The organism is Mesorhizobium waitakense, from assembly GCF_056431085.1.
The window spans coordinates 73,856-91,175 of the sequence record NZ_JBWKME010000127.1 but is presented as its reverse complement, the minus strand read 5'-3'; the positions used below and the strand labels follow the sequence as shown (position 1 = coordinate 91,175).

Here is a 17,320-nt window from a genome sequence, read left to right as displayed (position 1 = left end):
ATCCAAGGTGCCACGCAGGGGCAGCCGATCAAAGCAATGGGCACCCCAATCTCGGCACCAACAGAAGAAAGTGAGCGCTGCATATAGTGGCCCGAGGGCAAAATAATATTCCCAACGGATGTTTCATGCATATTGCGACGAGACATCGATCAGAGACGTTTATGCGGACTTCCGCATGAACTGAAGACCCGGGCAGGTTGGCCGTTGCGCCCGGATCCCTTCTCAGGCCGCCTGCCTGATGACTTCAAGCCAGCCCGAACGTCTCCACGGCGCGCATGATGCCGCGCAGTTCGGCGAGGCCTTTCAGCCGGCCGATCAGCGAGTAGCCGGGATTGATCCTGGTCTTGCCGATATCGTCGGCAAGCAGGTGGCCGTGATCGGGGCGCATGGGGATGCGCCAGTCGGCGCGGCCTTCCCTGCTGCGACGCGCCTCTTCCTGCATCAGAGCGAGGATGACATGCGCCATGTCGGTGCCACCCTCGAGATGCTCGGCTTCATAGAACGAGCCATCCTCCTCGATGGTGATGTTGCGCAGATGGGCGAAATGGATGCGGTCGGCGAATTCCTTGACCATGGCGACGATGTCGTTGTCGGCGCGCGTCCCGTAGGAGCCGGTGCAGAACGTCAAGCCATTGGCCGGGCTGTCGACGGCGTTGAGGATGAAGCGGGCGTCCGCGGCGGTCGAAACGATGCGCGGCAGGCCGTAGAGCGAGAAGGGCGGATCGTCAGGATGGATGCACATGCGCACCCCCTCCTGCTCGGCCACCGGAATGATCTCGCGCAGGAACCAGGCAAGGTTGTCGCGCAATTCCTTCGGACCGATAGCATCGTAGTCCGCCAGGGCCTCGCGAAAACTGTCACGGTCGTAGCTGCGCTCGGTCGCCGGCAGGCCGGCGATCAAATTGCGCTCGATCCTGTCGATCTTCTCGTCGCTCAATTCCTTCAGCCGCGTTTCCGCCTCGGCGATGCGGGCGGCGCTGTAGCTGACCTCGGCATTCCTGCGTTTCAGCACGAACAGGTCGTAGGCCGCGAAATCGATTGCATCGAAACGCAGGGCGTAGCCCGTCGTTGGAAGCCGATAGGCCAGATCTGTGCGGGTCCAGTCGACCACGGGCATGAAATTGTAACAGACCGTTGTGATGCCGGCCTTGGCAAGGGCGCGGATCGTGTCGCGATAGTAGCCTGCGTAGCGCTCGCGCTCCGGCGCACCAATTTTGAAGGAATTGTGGACGGGAATGCTCTCGACGACCGACCAGGTCAGCCCTGCCGCCTCGATGTTCCGCTTGCGCTCCAGAATGCTCTCAAGCGGCCAGGCGCGCCCGTCATAGATGTCGTGCAGGGCCGATACGATACCCGTCGCGCCCGCCTGCCTGACATGATCGAGCGTCACCGGGTCGTTCGGGCCATACCAGCGCCAGCATTGTTCCATTACGGCTTTCCTTCTGCGAGGACGGCAACCTATTGTTGGACCGCAACGAGTGTCAAACTAAAGCGCGTTGCGTTTGAGCGGATTCAGGCGATGCGCTTTAGGTCCTTGTTTTTATGCATGTCGTTGCCCCAAAACCGGGGCCACTTTTGGGCGACATGCATTAAGAGCCACCTTGGACAGCAAATGACGGAGGACCCGCAATGAAGGATTTCGACGGCAAGGTCGCTTTTGTGACGGGTACGACCGGGATTGGCCTCGCCAGTGCCCGACGTCTTGCGGCAGGAGGTGCCGCGATCATCGCCTGTGGCATCGACCGCGCGGCCAACGCGGCGATGCAAGCGCGACTGGAAAGCTCCCGAACAGGCGTGCTGGTCATAGACGCCGACGTCTCTGTGCGGGATCAGGTTCGCGATGCGGTCGCGGCTGGCGTCGAGCGGTTCGGCGGCCTCGATATCATCGTCAATTCGGCGGCGGTCCATCCATACGGAACCGCTACCAGCACCGATTTCGAGACCTGGAACAAGGCAATGTCGGTGAATGTCGGTTCGATCTATCTGACCGCGCATTTCGGCATTCCGGAAATGATCCGGCGGGGCGGCGGCGCCATCGTCAACGTGGCCTCGGTACAGGGTCACGCTTGCCAGCAGAATGTCGCCGCCTATGCGACGACCAAGGGGGCGATCCATACGCTGACGCGCTCGCTGGCGCTCGACTACGCACGCTCCGGCATCCGCGTCAATTCCGTGAGCCCGGGCTCGATCCGCACCCCGATCCTGGAAAAAGCGGCACGCGGCGAAAACGGCACCGATGCCGATGTCGAAGCCGCCTACAAGCGCTTCGGCGAAGCTCATCCCATCGGGCGCATCGGCGAGCCGGAGGAAGTGGCGGAACTCATCGCTTTTCTCTGTTCGGCCAAAGCCGGATTCTGCACCGGCGCGGACTACAAAATCGATGGCGGCCTGACTGCCGGCATCGGCGTGAAATAGACCCATGCGGATCGGTCTTGGCCTTTACCGGGAGTCGGCGACATCTGAAGACCTCCGGCGCGACGTTGAAGTCTTCATCGCACAACTCGCAAGTTTCTTGCCACCGCGAACCTCGACCAACACCGACTTTTAGTTTTTAAACAGATTTAGCTCGGCATCTAGGCGCCTCGACCCACTGCTCTATTTCCTCATTGTCGCATTGATCAACGATGGAGGTTGGCATGGATCGGCGATTATTTCTGACTGGAATGTTAGGATTGGCGGGCGCTGCGGCCGTGGTCGCCGTAGCGCCCCGTTAGGGCGGTGGCTGGCATCCCAAGCACGGGGAACGGCATTCTCGATGAGCTGGACAAGCCGGTAGACGACCTTGTGGAGCCGGGTCCTGATGGCCAGAATGGCGTCGAACCCGTGCAGTACTATCGATGGAGGCGGCGGCGTGGATGGAGGCGGCGGCGTGGATGGCGCGTGGTTTGCCGTCGTTATTGGCGTCGAGGCCGCTGGCGCCGGAGATGTTTCCGCCAATCCTACTGGATCCGCTTCTATTGAAATCCCGTAAAACGCGAAGGCTCCGGCATCTTGCTGGAGCCTTCGCAAAGAATTTCAAAATCGAGGGACAGGGCCTTCGGCTGACTTCATTCCTCGGTGCCGGATCGAACTGCCTGTGCTTGCGGCGGTGGTTCCCATCCGAAAACACTGCGTCCGCCCAGCATGTGCGACTGGTCGAACTCGCCTGCCACGATTTCCTTCAGGCTGGGACCGGTGACATAGCGCTCGACCTGGCGTGACTGGTCGTCCAGCCGTCTCAATGCATCGAGTTCCTCGGTGCGGCTGAGCTTGGCCTTGTGAACGGCCGATTTCAGCACGCCGATCGTCTCGTCATAGACTTTCAGCGGCACCGGGAACGGGTGCCTGTCCTTGCCGCCATGCGCCAGCGAGAACCGGCCGGGATCCGAGAACCGGCATGGCGCGCCGTGCACGACCTCGGCCACCATCGCCAGCGCACGCACGGTGCGGGCACCGACGCCTGGCACCAAGAGCAGCTCCATGAAATCGGCAGGCCCGCGCTCGACGGCGGCAGCGATATTGCCGTGCAGGCGGCGCATGACGACGTCGCTTTCGCGGACGTCATGATGGGCCGGCATGATCAGATGCGGCAGCAGGGGCTGCGCGGGAGCGGGTGGCGAGCCGTGCTCCAGCAAGGCAAACTCTTTCACGATGCGATCGGGACCCAGATCCCGCAGCAGCTCCAGTTGGCCGTGACGCGAAGCATCGGCGCGCCGGTCGGTCAGATTGACGATCTCGCCCTGATTGGCGCCTTCGATCGCGGCATGCGGCTGGTCGACGAAGCTCGTCAGCCCCTCGGACAGCCAGTGGTAGCGACGCGCCACCTTGGTGTCGCCGTTCATGCCTTGTTGCACCACGACCCAGTCGCCATCGTCGGTGACGAAGAAGCCGTGAAGGTAGAGGTCGAAGCCGTCCTGGACAGCGGCGCTATCGACCTTGGCGACCAGCCGACTGGCCTTGGCCAAACCCGCCCCGTCGAAACCGACGCGCTCGCCTATCAATGTCAGTTCGTGCGGGGTCTTGCGCGAATGGGTGCCACGCCCGCCACACACATGGATACCGAGTTCGCCGGAGAGTGGAGACAGGCCGCGTTTCAGGGCGCCGACAACGCTTGTCGTAATGCCGGAAGAATGCCAGTCCATCCCCATCACCGCGCCGAAAGACTGGAACCAAAAGGGGTGAGCCAGGCGGCGCAGCAATTCAGTGCGACCATAGTGATGGATGATCGCCTCGCACATCACCGCGCCAAGGCGCGTCATGCGATCACCGAGCCATTTGGGCACGCGACCACCATGCAGTGGGAGATCAGCACTTCCAGATCGTTGCGCCAATTTCTGCCGCCCGCGTTGCTCTTTGGGTAGAGATAGGTGTTGGGCACCTGTCAGGGAAGCCTGCCGTCGCCCTTGGATTGGCGAACATCAAGCAAAAGAGCGAGACGGCTGCGGCACGTTCGATGATGAGCCTTCCAATTGACGGTCGGACAAACTTGCTGCGCGCGTCGCACCCCGCAGGCTCGTCCGGTTTTGCCGCAGAAACCGGATGCCGGCCAAACCGTAGGAACGATTTGCACGGAAACCCGTTTGCCCTGACTGGAAACAGGATGAGCAAAATGGTCGCCCCGCGTGCTGCCTGGAAGGGTTTTTTGAAGGTTGGTTCGGTGTCCTGCGGCGTGAAGATCGTCGGCGCCACCAGCGAGGCGTCGAAGGTTCATTTCAGGATATTGAACCGCAAGGACGGACTCCCGGTCAAAAGCGTCTACGCCGACGAGGACACTGGAAAGCCGGTCGACGCGGAAGACCAGGTGAAGGGCTTCGAGGTCGAAAAGGATCAGTTCCTCCAGATAGAGCCCGACGACATCAAGGCGCTCAAGCTGACGTCGCAGCATACGCTTGAGGTCGGCGAGTTCGTGTCGATTGACGAGATCGATACGCGCTATCTCGAGAAACCCTACTATCTGATTCCGGCCGACGGTGCCGCTGTGGAGGCTTATGGCGTGATCCGTGATGCCATGAAGAACAAGGGCGTCGCTGCACGATCCTGCGTCGTGCTTTATCAGCGCGGCCGCGAGGTACTGATCCAGCCCTACGGCAAAGGCCTGGTGATGACCGAGCTGCGCAATCACAATGAAATGGTCTCGCAGGAGAGCGTGTTCGATGGCTTGAAGACGCAGAAATATGATCCCGAACTGCTCGAAATCGCCGGCATGCTCATCGACAAGAAGGTGACGACTTTCGATCCTTCGAACTTCGAGGACACCTACGAGGATGCGCTGATTGCCATGATCGACGCGAAACGCAGGGGCAAGCAGCCGCGGAAGCCAGCGCCGAAGCCGAAAGAGAACGTCATCAACCTGGCCGAGGTGCTGAAAAAGAGCCTCAAACAGGAAGGGTTGGGGCCGCCTAAGAAGAGCGCCCCGCTGAAACGCAAGACCGCTTAGCACCTGTCGTCGCTGGCACGCGCCAACACGCTAGAATTGATCGAAGTGGGGAACGGCAGCCACGTGGTAGGCCGGCACGGTTGCAGCCTTCGGGGTGGCGCTGGGCCGTGCCGGCCGGTGCTGGGGCTTCGAGGGACCAGCGACGATCAAGCTACAGGCATATTAGCAATCTCGCAATTAAGCCAAATGGCCTATTCTGCGCGGATATCGCGAAGGATGCGCATGCGGTCAACTCGCCATCGCGTTCGCAAACGATCTCATTCATAGCGGCACTATAGCAATTTTCCCCAAGCCCTGGACACCGCAACGCTGCAAGTTGTGGCGGCAATGTTCCGGCGCCGACATGGGCTTCCATCGCAAAATTCCACAAGTCGGCGCTCTTGCGGCAGGCGGGCGCGACAATGGCCGGCAGGGCTGCTCTAGCAGTTTGGTTCGTTTAGCTGGAAAGGCGTAGGACGATGACGATTTCTCCGTTTCTCACCGCTCTCGGATCCGAAGGTCCCATAGCCGACCGAGCGAAAGACATGGACCTGTACGGATGGCTGATTGGAAGCTGGGAAATGGATACGGTCCACCACCTCGACGACGGCACAATCCAGAAATGGAATGGAGAATGCCATTTTGGCTGGGTGCTCGGAGGCCGCGCGATTCAGGACGTCTGGATCAGGCCCAAGCGGCCTGCGCCGTCCACGATGTATGGCACGACCTTGCGCTTCTTCGATCCTGGGATCGATGGCTGGCACATCCTATGGAACGACCCGCTCAACCAGGATCACTCGCGCCAGGTCGGGCGGGCCGAGGGCAAGGACATCGTCCAGCTCGGCAATGACTCGCGCGGTTTGAAAACCCGGTGGCGCTTCACCGAGATCACTGCCGACAGCTTCCATTGGATCGGCGAGGAAAGAGCTTCCGAGAGCGACCCCTGGCAAATCACCTATGAACATTTTGCGCGCCGGCAAAACCCCGAAGCCAGGTAGCCGTCGAAAGGAAAGGCCGTCGTTTTCCCACAAACGACGGCCCCATGCTTGCCTGCCCACTACCCCCAGACAGCATGAAGCTCCATTAGAACAGGCTAAAGTTTGCCGTCTATAAACTTTGACATAGAGGGGCGGAAAGATTTTGCCGCCCTGATTGGCGGCGATGTTCCCCAGCGAGTTTTTCGGACTAGGACAAATGACTAGCCGCCTCCTGAAGCGCGTCGCGCCGGTCCCGGCATAGCTTTGGCGGCTACGCACGCGACCGCCATCGACATAAGATGATTACACCCGTCATACTAAGTGATTGATTCTGTTGAGGTGCGTATTACTTCGACGCTCGATACCAAAACAGAACCCATTCAGGCCGATGAGTTAGCCGGGTCACCATATAGATAAAATTTATTTCATTTTGAAATCCACCAAAATATAGTCTTTTACAAATCACTTTCTTAGTCTTACAATTATACTTTATGTCTTGGTAATATAAGCGCCGCACCAAGTCCTTCCGCCCAGCTCAAAGCGGCGGCAGGAGATGGCCGGATAGCGCCGTAGAGTGCATGGGAGGTGGGGATGATCGCTTTCAAACGCGATGCGAGCGGTCTTTATCTGGCGGACCCATTAGCCGGCGCACGTGTCGCCTTTCTGTTCCAGGATAAGTCACGCGCCGACCCGACATTCGATCTGACCGCCCAGAGCTGGGTCGACCCCGGTCAGCTTGGTTACATCGCCTTCTTCGTCCCTTCGGCGACACGCGACTGGAACGCTTTCGAGATGGGCATCCGCAAAGCCTTCGCCGACAGTCCAGGAACCCAGATCGGCTGGTTTCCCGAGCCGCTCAGCATCGCGCCGATCCTGGTCTCGGTCACCGGGCAAGGCACCTCGTCGCCGACGGTGGGGGAGTCCTTCTCGCTGGCATTCCGGCAGAGCGTGACGTTCCAGGTTCAGCCCGACCTGTTCACGCTGTCCACGACGGTGCTGTTCGACGACGCCTCCAACAGCCTGCAGATCGCCAACAGCCAGCCGCCGGCGGCGCTGCTGTTGACGGCGACGCCGCCAGCCGGCGCCACGGTGACATTCCAGTCGGCCGCGCCATTCGCGAGCTTGGCGCTCAGCGGACCGCTCGCTGGTACGGCAAGCGTCGCGTTTGAACTGGCGACCACCGACCTCGTCCAGTTCGAGGCCGGCATGATGTATTTCAACCCGCCAACCGGCGGCGGGCTGGTCGGCGCCTTGAACTATCCGGTTTTCCGCGGCGTCGGTGGCTCGGCCACGCCGTTCGGCTTCAACGTCACGCTGGACGTGCTCGGCCCGCTCGACGCGACGCGCAGCTTTTTCCAGTTCACCGACCCGCTGCTCGGCTCGACTTTCGTCACCGCCGACGGCAAGCCCTTCGCCCTCAGCACCGTCAACACCGGCGATATCAGCACGGCGAGCCGTCTCGTCTTCGCCGGCCGTCCGCAACAATCGCCGAGCGAGCAGCGCTATTACTACCTGACGCCGGCTGGACAATTCGGCCTGGCGCTCGATGCCGGCGCCAACCTGGCCGCAGGCGCAAGCTCCGAAACGGCGCAGATGCTGTGCGGCGTTACCGGCACCGAGTTCGTGACTGTCACCATCGGCTCGGCACCAGACAAGCTCGAATTCGTACCGGCGCAGCCGGCCTATCGCATAGCGCCAGCGCAGGATTCGCCGACCAGCCCGGCTTTTCTCGATGCCACCGCGACGACTTCGTGGGCACAGCTCATCGTCCAGGACGGCAGCTATATCTCTCAGCCCGAGCGCGCTCCGCTCTACAATCAGCGCACCAACACGGCCACAATGCTTGCCGGCGCTGAACCCGCCTCCGGCCTCACCGTCTATGTCCTCGACGCTTTCAAGGTCGCCTCATGGAGCGCGAAAACCGCAAGCACGCCAGCCATACCGTTGGTGCCCTATGCGGGGCTCGATTTCTCGACCGACCCGAACCTCAATGCCGCCGCCTATCTCGACATGGAATCGCGGGCGCTCAACCCGAGGCGCGCCAGCGGCTTCATTCCGGCGCCGAAGCAAGGCGCGGCGGTAAACGCTGCCGCCGCCGGACCGACGACGCTGGCGATGACGCCGCAAGGCATGCTGGCCGAACTTGCCGGCGCGCCGCTGGCATGGACCGGGTTGCAGATGGCGACGAGTGCGGCCGGCATCCTGGAATTCGAAGCCATGGGTCCGTCGATCTGCAAGGCCGTGCAGCAGAACCAGATCTTCACGGTGGTCAGCGAAAACCCCTCCAACCCCGACCCGCTTGGCTCCGGGCAGGCCCTGTTCGACTTTTCAGGCGACAAACTGGAGATCGGCGACTGGACGTTCGACCTGTCGCCGGGCAAGCTCGCCGCGCCCGACGGCACGCCGCCGATCTTCATGATGAAATTCTATCCGGGCGAGACGATCGAAGCGTTGGTCGCCGACACCAGGCTGTGGTCGCAGGCCGACATCTTCAACAAAACATTCACCGCCGCCGCCACCCAGGCCTATCTGCAAAAGCTGATCACAGAGGCGAAGGCCGCGGTGTTCCCGAATGGCGGCACGCAGCCCGACACCACCTCGCTATACTGGAATTTCTACCAGACAGTAACCGACCCGACCTTCAACGGCATCCTCGCCGTAAACTGCAACATGCAGCTCGATGAATTGCCGACGGCGGTGCGCGCCGTGCTCGGCGGCATGAAGGATCCAGGCATAGCCGGCTTTCGCGTCCACCATGTCGGCATCGCCATCAACAATACCGACCCGTCGCAGGCCGTGCCGACGCTGGCGCAGAGCGCGACCTTCGCGCTGGTCGACTATGAAAAGGCGGCGAGCAAGTCGGCAGCGGCCTCCGATAGCAATATTGATATCGACATCGACTACGGCTTCGAGGTCGAATATCTGCGCGCCTTGTTCACCAATTCCGAGCTGCGCAGCTTCGCCTGCGAGGTCAATCTCACCATCAACAATCTGTTCAAGACCGGCGTCAATCTCGATGCCAACGCCGGCGATGACGCCAATGTCATCGCCATCATGGGTTCCTACCAGGCACACGGCACCAGCGGCGACGACAAGAGTTCCGGACAGGGCGTCTATTCGTTCGTCGCCCAGGGCGATTTCGTCTTCAACTTCACCGACGAGAACGGCAAGCCCAACAACAAATATCTCAAGCAGATCACGCTGACGAAACTGCAATTCTCGTTCGACGACGAAACCGCGGCGACGCCACCAAAAGCCGGCACCACCCACATCAGCGCCCATTTCGCCATCTGGGGCGACATCGAGTTCAACGAATTCCAGGTGCTCGACCTGTTTGCGTTCGAGAAGTTGGCCTTTTCCAATCTCGGCATCGACGTCGGCTTCGACCTGACGATCCCGGACAAGGGACAGCCGTCGACAAGCACGCCGTCGCTCAGCTTTTCGCCGGGTGACCTGCGGCTCGACCTCGGCGCCACCGAGAAGCGCAGCGGCGCCGACAGCCTGCTCGACCTGATCCCGTTCAAGCTCAAGTCGTTCCTCTATTCGGGCACGGCCGATCAGACGATCGAGAGCCTGAACTACTATTCGCTTGGTTCGCTTCCGGGCCTGGCGGAAAACGGCGTCACGCTGCAGGACAATTTCAACTATGCGCTGATCTTCGATCTCGATCTCGGCTCGATGGGCGGGCTGGTCGGTTCGCTTTCGGCCTTCAAATTCAGCGTCCTCATCGGCTGGCTGAGCCCCGAGGACGGCGGTGGGCTGGCCTTCGGCATCCAGCTTCCGCAAGTCGACGGCAAGCTGGAAATCAAGATCGAGGGCGTGCTGACCATCTCGATCGAACAGTTCAACCTCGAATACGCTACCGATGCCGATCCCAAGATGCTGGTGCTCGGCATGCACAATTGCTTCATCGAGATACTGGGCCAGCGCCTGCCGCCGGACGGGACGATCAGCATCGGCCTGTTCGCGCCGACCGAAGGCGCCGACCAGATTGGCTGGATCGGCGCCTACAATTTGGGCAAGGATGGCGGCGGTGGTGGTGGCGACGATGCGCAAAAGCTGCTGGCGGCGCCTGTGCCCGCCAAGGTGGGCGCTGTCAGCGATGTCTTCGAGCTCGTCTATCTCGGTGTCGGCCAGCGGGTCGGCCCGGACCCGACCAAGCCGCCCGCCAATTTCGATGCTTTCCTGAAGTTCATGCAGGGCGACTTCTGGGACGCCCTCAAGAACAAGAAATTTGCCGATATCTACCATCCCGAAGGCAAGTGGATCATCGTCACCGACTTCACGCTGCTGAAAGTGCTCGAGGTCGGCTTCGTCTTCTACGACGTGACGCCGTTCTACGCACTGCTGCTCAAGCTGACCGGCGGTGCCGGCAAGGGTGCGGAATTCGAGGTCGTCTACACCAAGATCTCCGACACGATCGGCAAATTCGCCGCAGTCTTCAGCCTGCCCGACAGCCTGCGCACCTTCCAGGTTGGCGCGGCCTCGCTGACGCTGCCGACACTGGGCGTCGACGTCTACACGAATGGCGACTGGAAGGTCGACCTCGGCTTCCCCGACGGCGACAACTGGAGCGTCTGCTTCCAGGTGCAGGCGCAGGCCGGGCCTATTCCGGTGACCGGATCGGGCGGCTTCTACATAGCCAGCCTGAGCTCGGCTACCGACCCCGACGTGTTCAAAGGCACCTACCAGAGCATCCTGGCGTTCGGCTTTGCCGCGCGGCTGGGCGTCGGCAAGGACTTCACCGCCGGGCCGCTGAAGGCGGGGGTGAGCGTCACCTTCTTCGGCATCATCCAGGGTGCGGCCGGCTATCTCATCAGCGGTGGCGGAGACCTCGCCAAAAAGCCGGACGCGCTGTCGCTGCAAGGCCAGTTCGGCATCATCGGCGAGCTCTACGGCTTGCTCGACTTCGTCATCATCAAGGCCAGCGTCAACGTCCGCCTCGAGGCCAGCATCGGCATCATCCTGGCGCTGGAACCACCCAGTGTGCCGGGCGGCGGTGGCGGCTCGATCCTGCTCTACATCGAGGCGAGCGTCAGCGTCAGCGTCACGGTGGAGATCAACCTCTTCCTCTTCTCCATTTCCATCAGCTTTAGCTTCAATGCCTCGTTCCGCTTCGAATGGCAGCTTGCCGGTTCGTCGCAACAGGCCCAGATCGAAACGTTCGCGCGACTGAAGCAGCGGCTTCTTGCGGGTGCAGCGGCGAATGTCGGGCTTTGCCCCAACCTGCCGAAGGACCTGCCTATCCTGTTCCTGCCGGAACTGACCGTGGTGTTCCCCGATGCGACCAGCAAGGGCACGCCGTGGGTCGTGACCTCGCTCGGCATACAATATGACGACAACCCGTCGCAGAACCCGACCTATGCCGATTTCAAGCCGTTCGAGGCGGTGACGACGCAGCTCGCCACCTTCGCGCTTATGCACGCGCTCAACCTGCCGGCCTACAACTCCGTGGTGCTGCTCGAATTCGATTCCAGCAGCGGCACGCCCGGGTTGAAGGACATCGACAGCGAGCCGGACGCGCTCACCGGCTGGATCGACTATCCGACCTTGCTTAGCCAGCTCGCAAATTTCTCCGCCACGCTTGCCGCACCGACCGGCAAAGCCAAGGCTTGCGTGTTCCCGATGCCGCCTTTCCTCAACATGGCGACCACCGGGCGCACCGATGGCAATGGCAACGCACAGGATCTGTCCTACCAGTTCCTGGCGCAGAACCTCGTCTCGCAGACCTATCTGCAGACGGTCGACACCTATTTCAACCAGCTGTTCGTCAACCAGACCTCGAACCCGACCTCGGTCAACGACAGCGACGGCACCACGCCGCTGTCACAGGAGATATTCCTCGATTATTTCAAGGGGTTGATCCGTGGCGCGGTGCACGAGCTGCTGGTGACGATGCAGGATGCGGGACTGACCTCGTCGCCGCTCGACAAGCTGTTCATGGCGGCGGTGGCCGCACCGACACCCGGTGCGCAAACACGCTTCCAGGGTCTCGCCGGTCAGATGTCGAGCGCATTGCGTGGCGGCGTGCGCCTGCCTTACACCGCCGGTCTCACCGTGCCGGGCGGGGCGGTGTCGACCAGCACGAACCCGCTGTTCGCGCTTCTGTGGCAGGAGTTTGCCGCCGGCGGCTTCGCCAAGAATAACAGCTACACCATCACGCTGAGCAATCCCGACAAGACGCAGGGCTGGCTTGCCGTCAACGCCTCGTTCTCACTCACCCAAGACGTCCTCAGCCCCTACCTCGCCTTCACCGAAGCGTCGATAACGGCGCCAAGCAGCCCGACACCAATCGCGCTCAGTTCGACCGGGCCGCAATCCTTTGCGCTGGAGAACGCCATCGCCTGGACGCCGCCAAGCGCGACGGCGCTCAGCCTGCGGCCATTCGCGCCCAGCCTGGAGAAATTGCAGGCAAATGAAGGAACGGCAGCGATCCCCGTCCTGGTGAAATCCCGGCAAGCGCAAGGGGCCTATCTGCCGGACGGCACGCCGCTGCCCGCCGGCGACATCACTTTCGCCACCAGCATCACGCTGACGGTCAAGCAGATTCCGGGCGCCACGCAAGGCAGCGTGCTTGCCGATGTCTATGCACTGTCCGGCGCCAGCCAGTCGGACGAGGCCCTGCTCGGCCGGATCCTCGACGATCTCAGGGGCGGTGACCGGCCGGTCGACGCGATCCAGATCCTGTTCCAGACGGCGGCGGGTGCGCCCGGCCTCGTCTCGGCAGTGGTCGATCCAAATGCCGTCTTCGCGCTGCGCACCAACACCACGACGGTGTCGCAACCGCCGCAAGGGCTGATGGCCTTCGCGCTCGGTCTGCCGGCGGGCGTATCCGTCGGCGCCAGCACCGACATCACCGCGGATGGCGGCTACGGCTTCCTGCAGATCATCCAGCAGGCGACGGTCACCAACGCGCAGGGTTACTACCTGCGCTTTGTCGACAAGACCGGCAACGCACTGCCAACGCCGCTGTTCGTCAAGGGCGTCGCGCAGGTGACGATGCTGGTGACCTACAAGGCCGGCAGCGGAACCAACCAGAGCGGCTCGCCGCTCGCCATCCAGCCCTATTACAACGCGGTCGTGCTTGCCGGCACGCAGAGCGGCCTCGTCTACTATGGTGAGACCGCAGACCCGGCCCTCGAGGCACGCTACGTCAAGGTCGCGGCCGGCACCTTCGGTGTCGAGTTGACGCGCTCCGAGAGCGTCATGCAGTTGAAGACGCCCCCCGCCCTGGTCAAGACCGGGCAGCTTGGCGCGGCGAACTCCCATTCGCGCGGCAAAGTCATCGAGGCGCTGCGTACCTCGGGCATCACCGACGACCGCGAATTGCATGAAGCACTGGTTGCGGCGGGTGACGCGAAGGCGTCGCTCAACTCGCTCTACAGTCTCGTCACCTACCAGATACAGGCGACGACAGGCTTCACGCTCAGCAATTTGTCGGCGCCGATCCAGCCGCAAAAGCCCGACCAGTCCGGCACCACCGGCACGTACCGGGTGTTCGCGCCGCTGTACAACGTCGCCACCGCCAATGCCGGCTCCGCCACGCCCGACCGCTACGCCTCGATCAACGACAAGTTCACGCTGGACTTCTTCGTCAACGACGCCTTCGGCAACCAGCTGCCGACCCCGGCCAGCTACAGCGATACCAACCTCTATTTCGATCCGATCGTGCCGGTCGACCAATGGCCGGGGATCCTGCCGACCTATGGCTTCAACGGCTCGACGCCTAACACGATCGAGATCGTCCTGACGCCGAGCCAGGCGGCCTTCAGCGGCATGTCGGCGGACCAGAAGGCGGCAGCTCTGGCCAATTTCCGCACCATCGAGGACCAGATCAGCGGCCCAGGCGTCTCGTTCTATGTCGAGACCAGTCTTGCCCTGCAAGCGGATGGCAGCAGCCTTGTCAATTTCCCGGTTGGTGCAGCAGACACAAGCAAGGTGACCGGCATGGTTGCCGACCTCGTCAACTGGCTGGCCGGGCTCAGCACCAACTTCCCCGGCGCGGTGACCATTTCGATGCCGGTCAGCGGCCCCGGCGCCCTGCCGCCGCTGTTCGAGATCGTCGTGCTGTTCGGCATCACCCGCGATGCCAATTTGATCTCGCCCTATCTGAAGGACCAGTTCGGCACGATCATGGTGCCGTCGGCGCAGAACGTCGCGACCGGATTTGTTCCGGCGACCGGCGGTGCCAGCAACATGTCGCAATTCGCCGCCGCTTTCGTCGGCGCCTTCCCGGCGCAGAAGCTCGCCATCGGCATGAACGGGGCCGATGCGTCGCCACAGCAGAAACTGTCGAGCACGGCCCAGTCCAGCACGGCACTGGCGCGCAAGCGGCTCAAGTCATTGAAGCTTGCCCATGACGGCTCCGGCGGGGCACGCGCCGGCTCGCAATCGCTGTGGGCGGCCGCGGTATCGCTGCTCGACATCTCGATCGGTGCCGCCGGTGCCGGACCGCGCTTCCTGTCGCCCAAGCCGCTCGACAATGTGCTGAACAGCGCCAGTGTTTCGATGCCGCAGCTGTCGTCCAAGCTGCCGGCGCTGCCGGCGCAACAGCTGTTCATCGACACCGACCTCGATCAGCTCAACCGCATCTTCTTCCAGGGGGTCGACGAGGTGCTGTCACCGGCCTCGGCGGCCAAGGCCTTCGAGGTCGCCCCCGACGCCTACGACGCGATGGCGCTCGGCCGCGAGGCGCTGGCGCAGAAATACGCGCAATACGAAGTGGACTGGCTGTTTGGCCCGCAATCGCCGTTCACCGGCACGACCGCAGCACTTGCCATCGCGAAGGATGTGTTCGAGCAGCAGATGCGCGCGGCGCTGATGACGGCCTATTCCGTCGACACCATCGTCCAATACGACGTGACCTGGAACCAGTCGGTCTCGGCTGCCGCCGATGGCAACATCGAGCTCTTCGGCCAGATCGAAGCCATGCTCGCCGGAAACTACAGCTGGAGCGGTCTCAGCCTGTCGGCGACGACAAACAATCCGCACGGCCTGACCGACGGCAGCCGGGTGCTGATGATATTCCAGGCCAGCTCGGGGCAGTTGCCGGCGAATGGCGTCTACGGCGTCACCGTCACCGGGGACACCACCTTCACGATCGCCACCGCCGCCAGCGGTTCGGGCGCCGGCACATTCTCCGCCACGCGCCAGAATGCCGGGCTGTCCACCGCCCATGTCGGCATCAGCAGCACGGGAGCAAGCCCCCTCACCTTCCTCTACGGCGATCCCGACGCGGCCGCTGCCGCAGTGGTGCCGTTCGATCTGCGTTTCGCCATCACCAACCTGCAGTTCTTCCTGGCGCCGGCGGGCGCACCCGACGAAGCGCGTCCATCGATCTGGCTGCAGCTCGTCGATCCCTATCCAAAGGGCGTGCCGCATGTCGGACCTGCCGGCGCGCTGACCAAAATCCCGGTCGTGTACCGTCAGTACCCGACGCCGCCGACGCTGGTCAGCCAGACCTGGTCGGGCTACACGCCAACGTCGGGTTCGGGCAATCCAATCGCCGACGGCGCCGACTGGAGCTATCTCTACACCTATCAGGCGTTCCTCGTCGCGCAGGACCAGATCAACACCGCCGTCACCTACAACACCAACCTCAGCGCGGCGCCGGACAACTCGCCTAACTCCGCCAACCCTGCCCCCAGCGCAGGCCCGCCCTACGACCTGTTCACGGCATTGGCGCGCACCTCGGCCGTCTACGGCGCGATCAGCCCGGTGCTGCGCAACCCGGCCGATCCGGCCTGGGCCGATGCGGTGGCCGCCTTCGCCACCGCCATTGGCGAGGTGACGGCGAACAAGGACTGGAATCCGAGCCTGAACATGGCCCTCGGTCAGGGTCTGGTCAGCGTCACCGACAGCTATGTCGTCACCGACACGCTGCAGCCGGACGGGACGACGCGGCAGATCGAGTTGCAGTGGCCGTCCGCGCAAGGTGAATCGAGCTTCTCCAATGTCGCGCTGACCGTCACCGCGCTCGACCCGTCGACGCTGACGCCGTACCCGAACCAGCATCCGGTCCAGCCGTCACCACCAGACGGCCTGCTGTTCGAGGTCGACAACGCCGCGCCCGGCAATTTCGGCGTGGCGCATACGATCGAGGTCGATGCACTCAACGTGCTGGCGGCCGAGAATGCGCTCGCCTCGGTGCAGATCGAGCGCAACCTGATCACGCTTGAAGCCCCGAACAACACGGCGTGGCAGGTGGCGCCGGAATTCGTCTACATGACGCCGCAGGTCAGGCCGAGCCAGCCGGTCACGCCGTTCATCGACAATGCGGCGCCGATCGATGTGGCGACGCTGCCAGGCCAGGGTTCAGGTGCTGCCTGTCCGACATCGCCGTCAAGCCTTTGCCAGCGCATCTACACGATCATGGCCGACCTTTTGGCCGACCCGGTGCACGAACAATCGCTGCTTGCGGCGCATGCGGCCGCCAACGTGACCAGCGGAACCACAAGGCGGGTCAAGGTCGCCTGCTCCTACCAGTTCCCGTTCCCCGCCGTTGCCGGCGGCGCGTTCGACAGCGCCTCGATCAGTCCGCTTGTGCCGATCGTGCTGGCGCGGTCCTTCGAGATCGACGGGCAACAGCCGGCGGAGCTCGGCGATTTCGCCGCGCTTTTCGCAGCGGCGATCGCCGGCTGGGCCTCCAAAAACAGCATCGTCTTCGGCGCCAACGCAATGCCGGCAGGCGCGAGGCTGGTCTTCGACATCACGCTTTACGCAGCACTCAGCGGCGTCAATACGCCGGTGCTGCGCTTCAGCAACCTGCAACTGAAACTGACGGACATCGACGCGAGCTGACCGCCTCAAGGCGGGCATCCGCGGCGGTGTCGCGCAGACACGATTGGAAGGAGGAGCCGTTTCGAAACCAGACCATCGGGCCCCAAGCCGGCAACAGGTTTTGGAAACATCCGATGTTGAAACAAAACGATCGAGCGACGGCACGCTT

The 17,320-nt window shown here is 62.6% G+C and carries 6 protein-coding genes; 4 read left to right on the top strand and 2 right to left on the bottom strand.

Features of this window, described 5'->3' with window-relative positions; genetic code table 11:
- Positions 1 to 244 precede the first annotated feature (244 nt).
- Positions 245 to 1,429 (bottom strand): mannonate dehydratase, encoded by a 1,185-nt coding sequence (uxuA, locus tag AC07FD_RS26330; RefSeq protein ID WP_478352218.1) that lies wholly within the window; start codon positions 1,427 to 1,429, stop codon positions 245 to 247.
- A gap of 200 nt (positions 1,430 to 1,629) precedes the next feature.
- Between uxuA and AC07FD_RS26325 the strand changes: the two genes are divergently transcribed.
- Positions 1,630 to 2,415 (top strand): SDR family NAD(P)-dependent oxidoreductase, encoded by a 786-nt coding sequence (locus AC07FD_RS26325; protein ID WP_478352217.1) that lies wholly within the window; start codon positions 1,630 to 1,632, stop codon positions 2,413 to 2,415.
- A 632-nt stretch (positions 2,416 to 3,047) separates the two neighbouring features.
- On the opposite strand, the gene AC07FD_RS26320 is transcribed toward AC07FD_RS26325, so the two are convergent.
- Positions 3,048 to 4,310 carry a DUF763 domain-containing protein gene (locus AC07FD_RS26320; protein WP_478352216.1) on the bottom strand — a complete coding sequence of 421 codons (1,263 nt, stop codon included), beginning with the start codon at positions 4,308 to 4,310 and terminating at the stop codon, positions 3,048 to 3,050.
- 269 nt (positions 4,311 to 4,579) lie between these two features.
- On the opposite strand from AC07FD_RS26320, the gene ku reads away from it, so the two are divergent.
- The 3 genes from ku to AC07FD_RS26305 all read left to right on the top strand — a co-directional run bounded on the left by ku (position 4,580) and on the right by AC07FD_RS26305 (position 17,172).
- Complete coding sequence (ku, locus tag AC07FD_RS26315) at positions 4,580 to 5,416, top strand: non-homologous end joining protein Ku (RefSeq protein WP_478352215.1); 837 nt, start codon at positions 4,580 to 4,582, stop codon at positions 5,414 to 5,416.
- Positions 5,417 to 5,976: 560 nt separating this feature from the next.
- The gene (locus tag AC07FD_RS26310; RefSeq protein ID WP_478352214.1) at positions 5,977 to 6,393 is read left to right on the top strand and encodes a hypothetical protein; all 417 of its coding nucleotides are present in this window, start codon (positions 5,977 to 5,979) and stop codon (positions 6,391 to 6,393) included.
- Between the two features lie 570 nt (positions 6,394 to 6,963).
- Positions 6,964 to 17,172, top strand: a complete 10,209-nt coding sequence (locus tag AC07FD_RS26305) for a hypothetical protein (protein WP_478352213.1) — start codon at positions 6,964 to 6,966, stop codon at positions 17,170 to 17,172.
- Positions 17,173 to 17,320 lie beyond the last annotated feature (148 nt).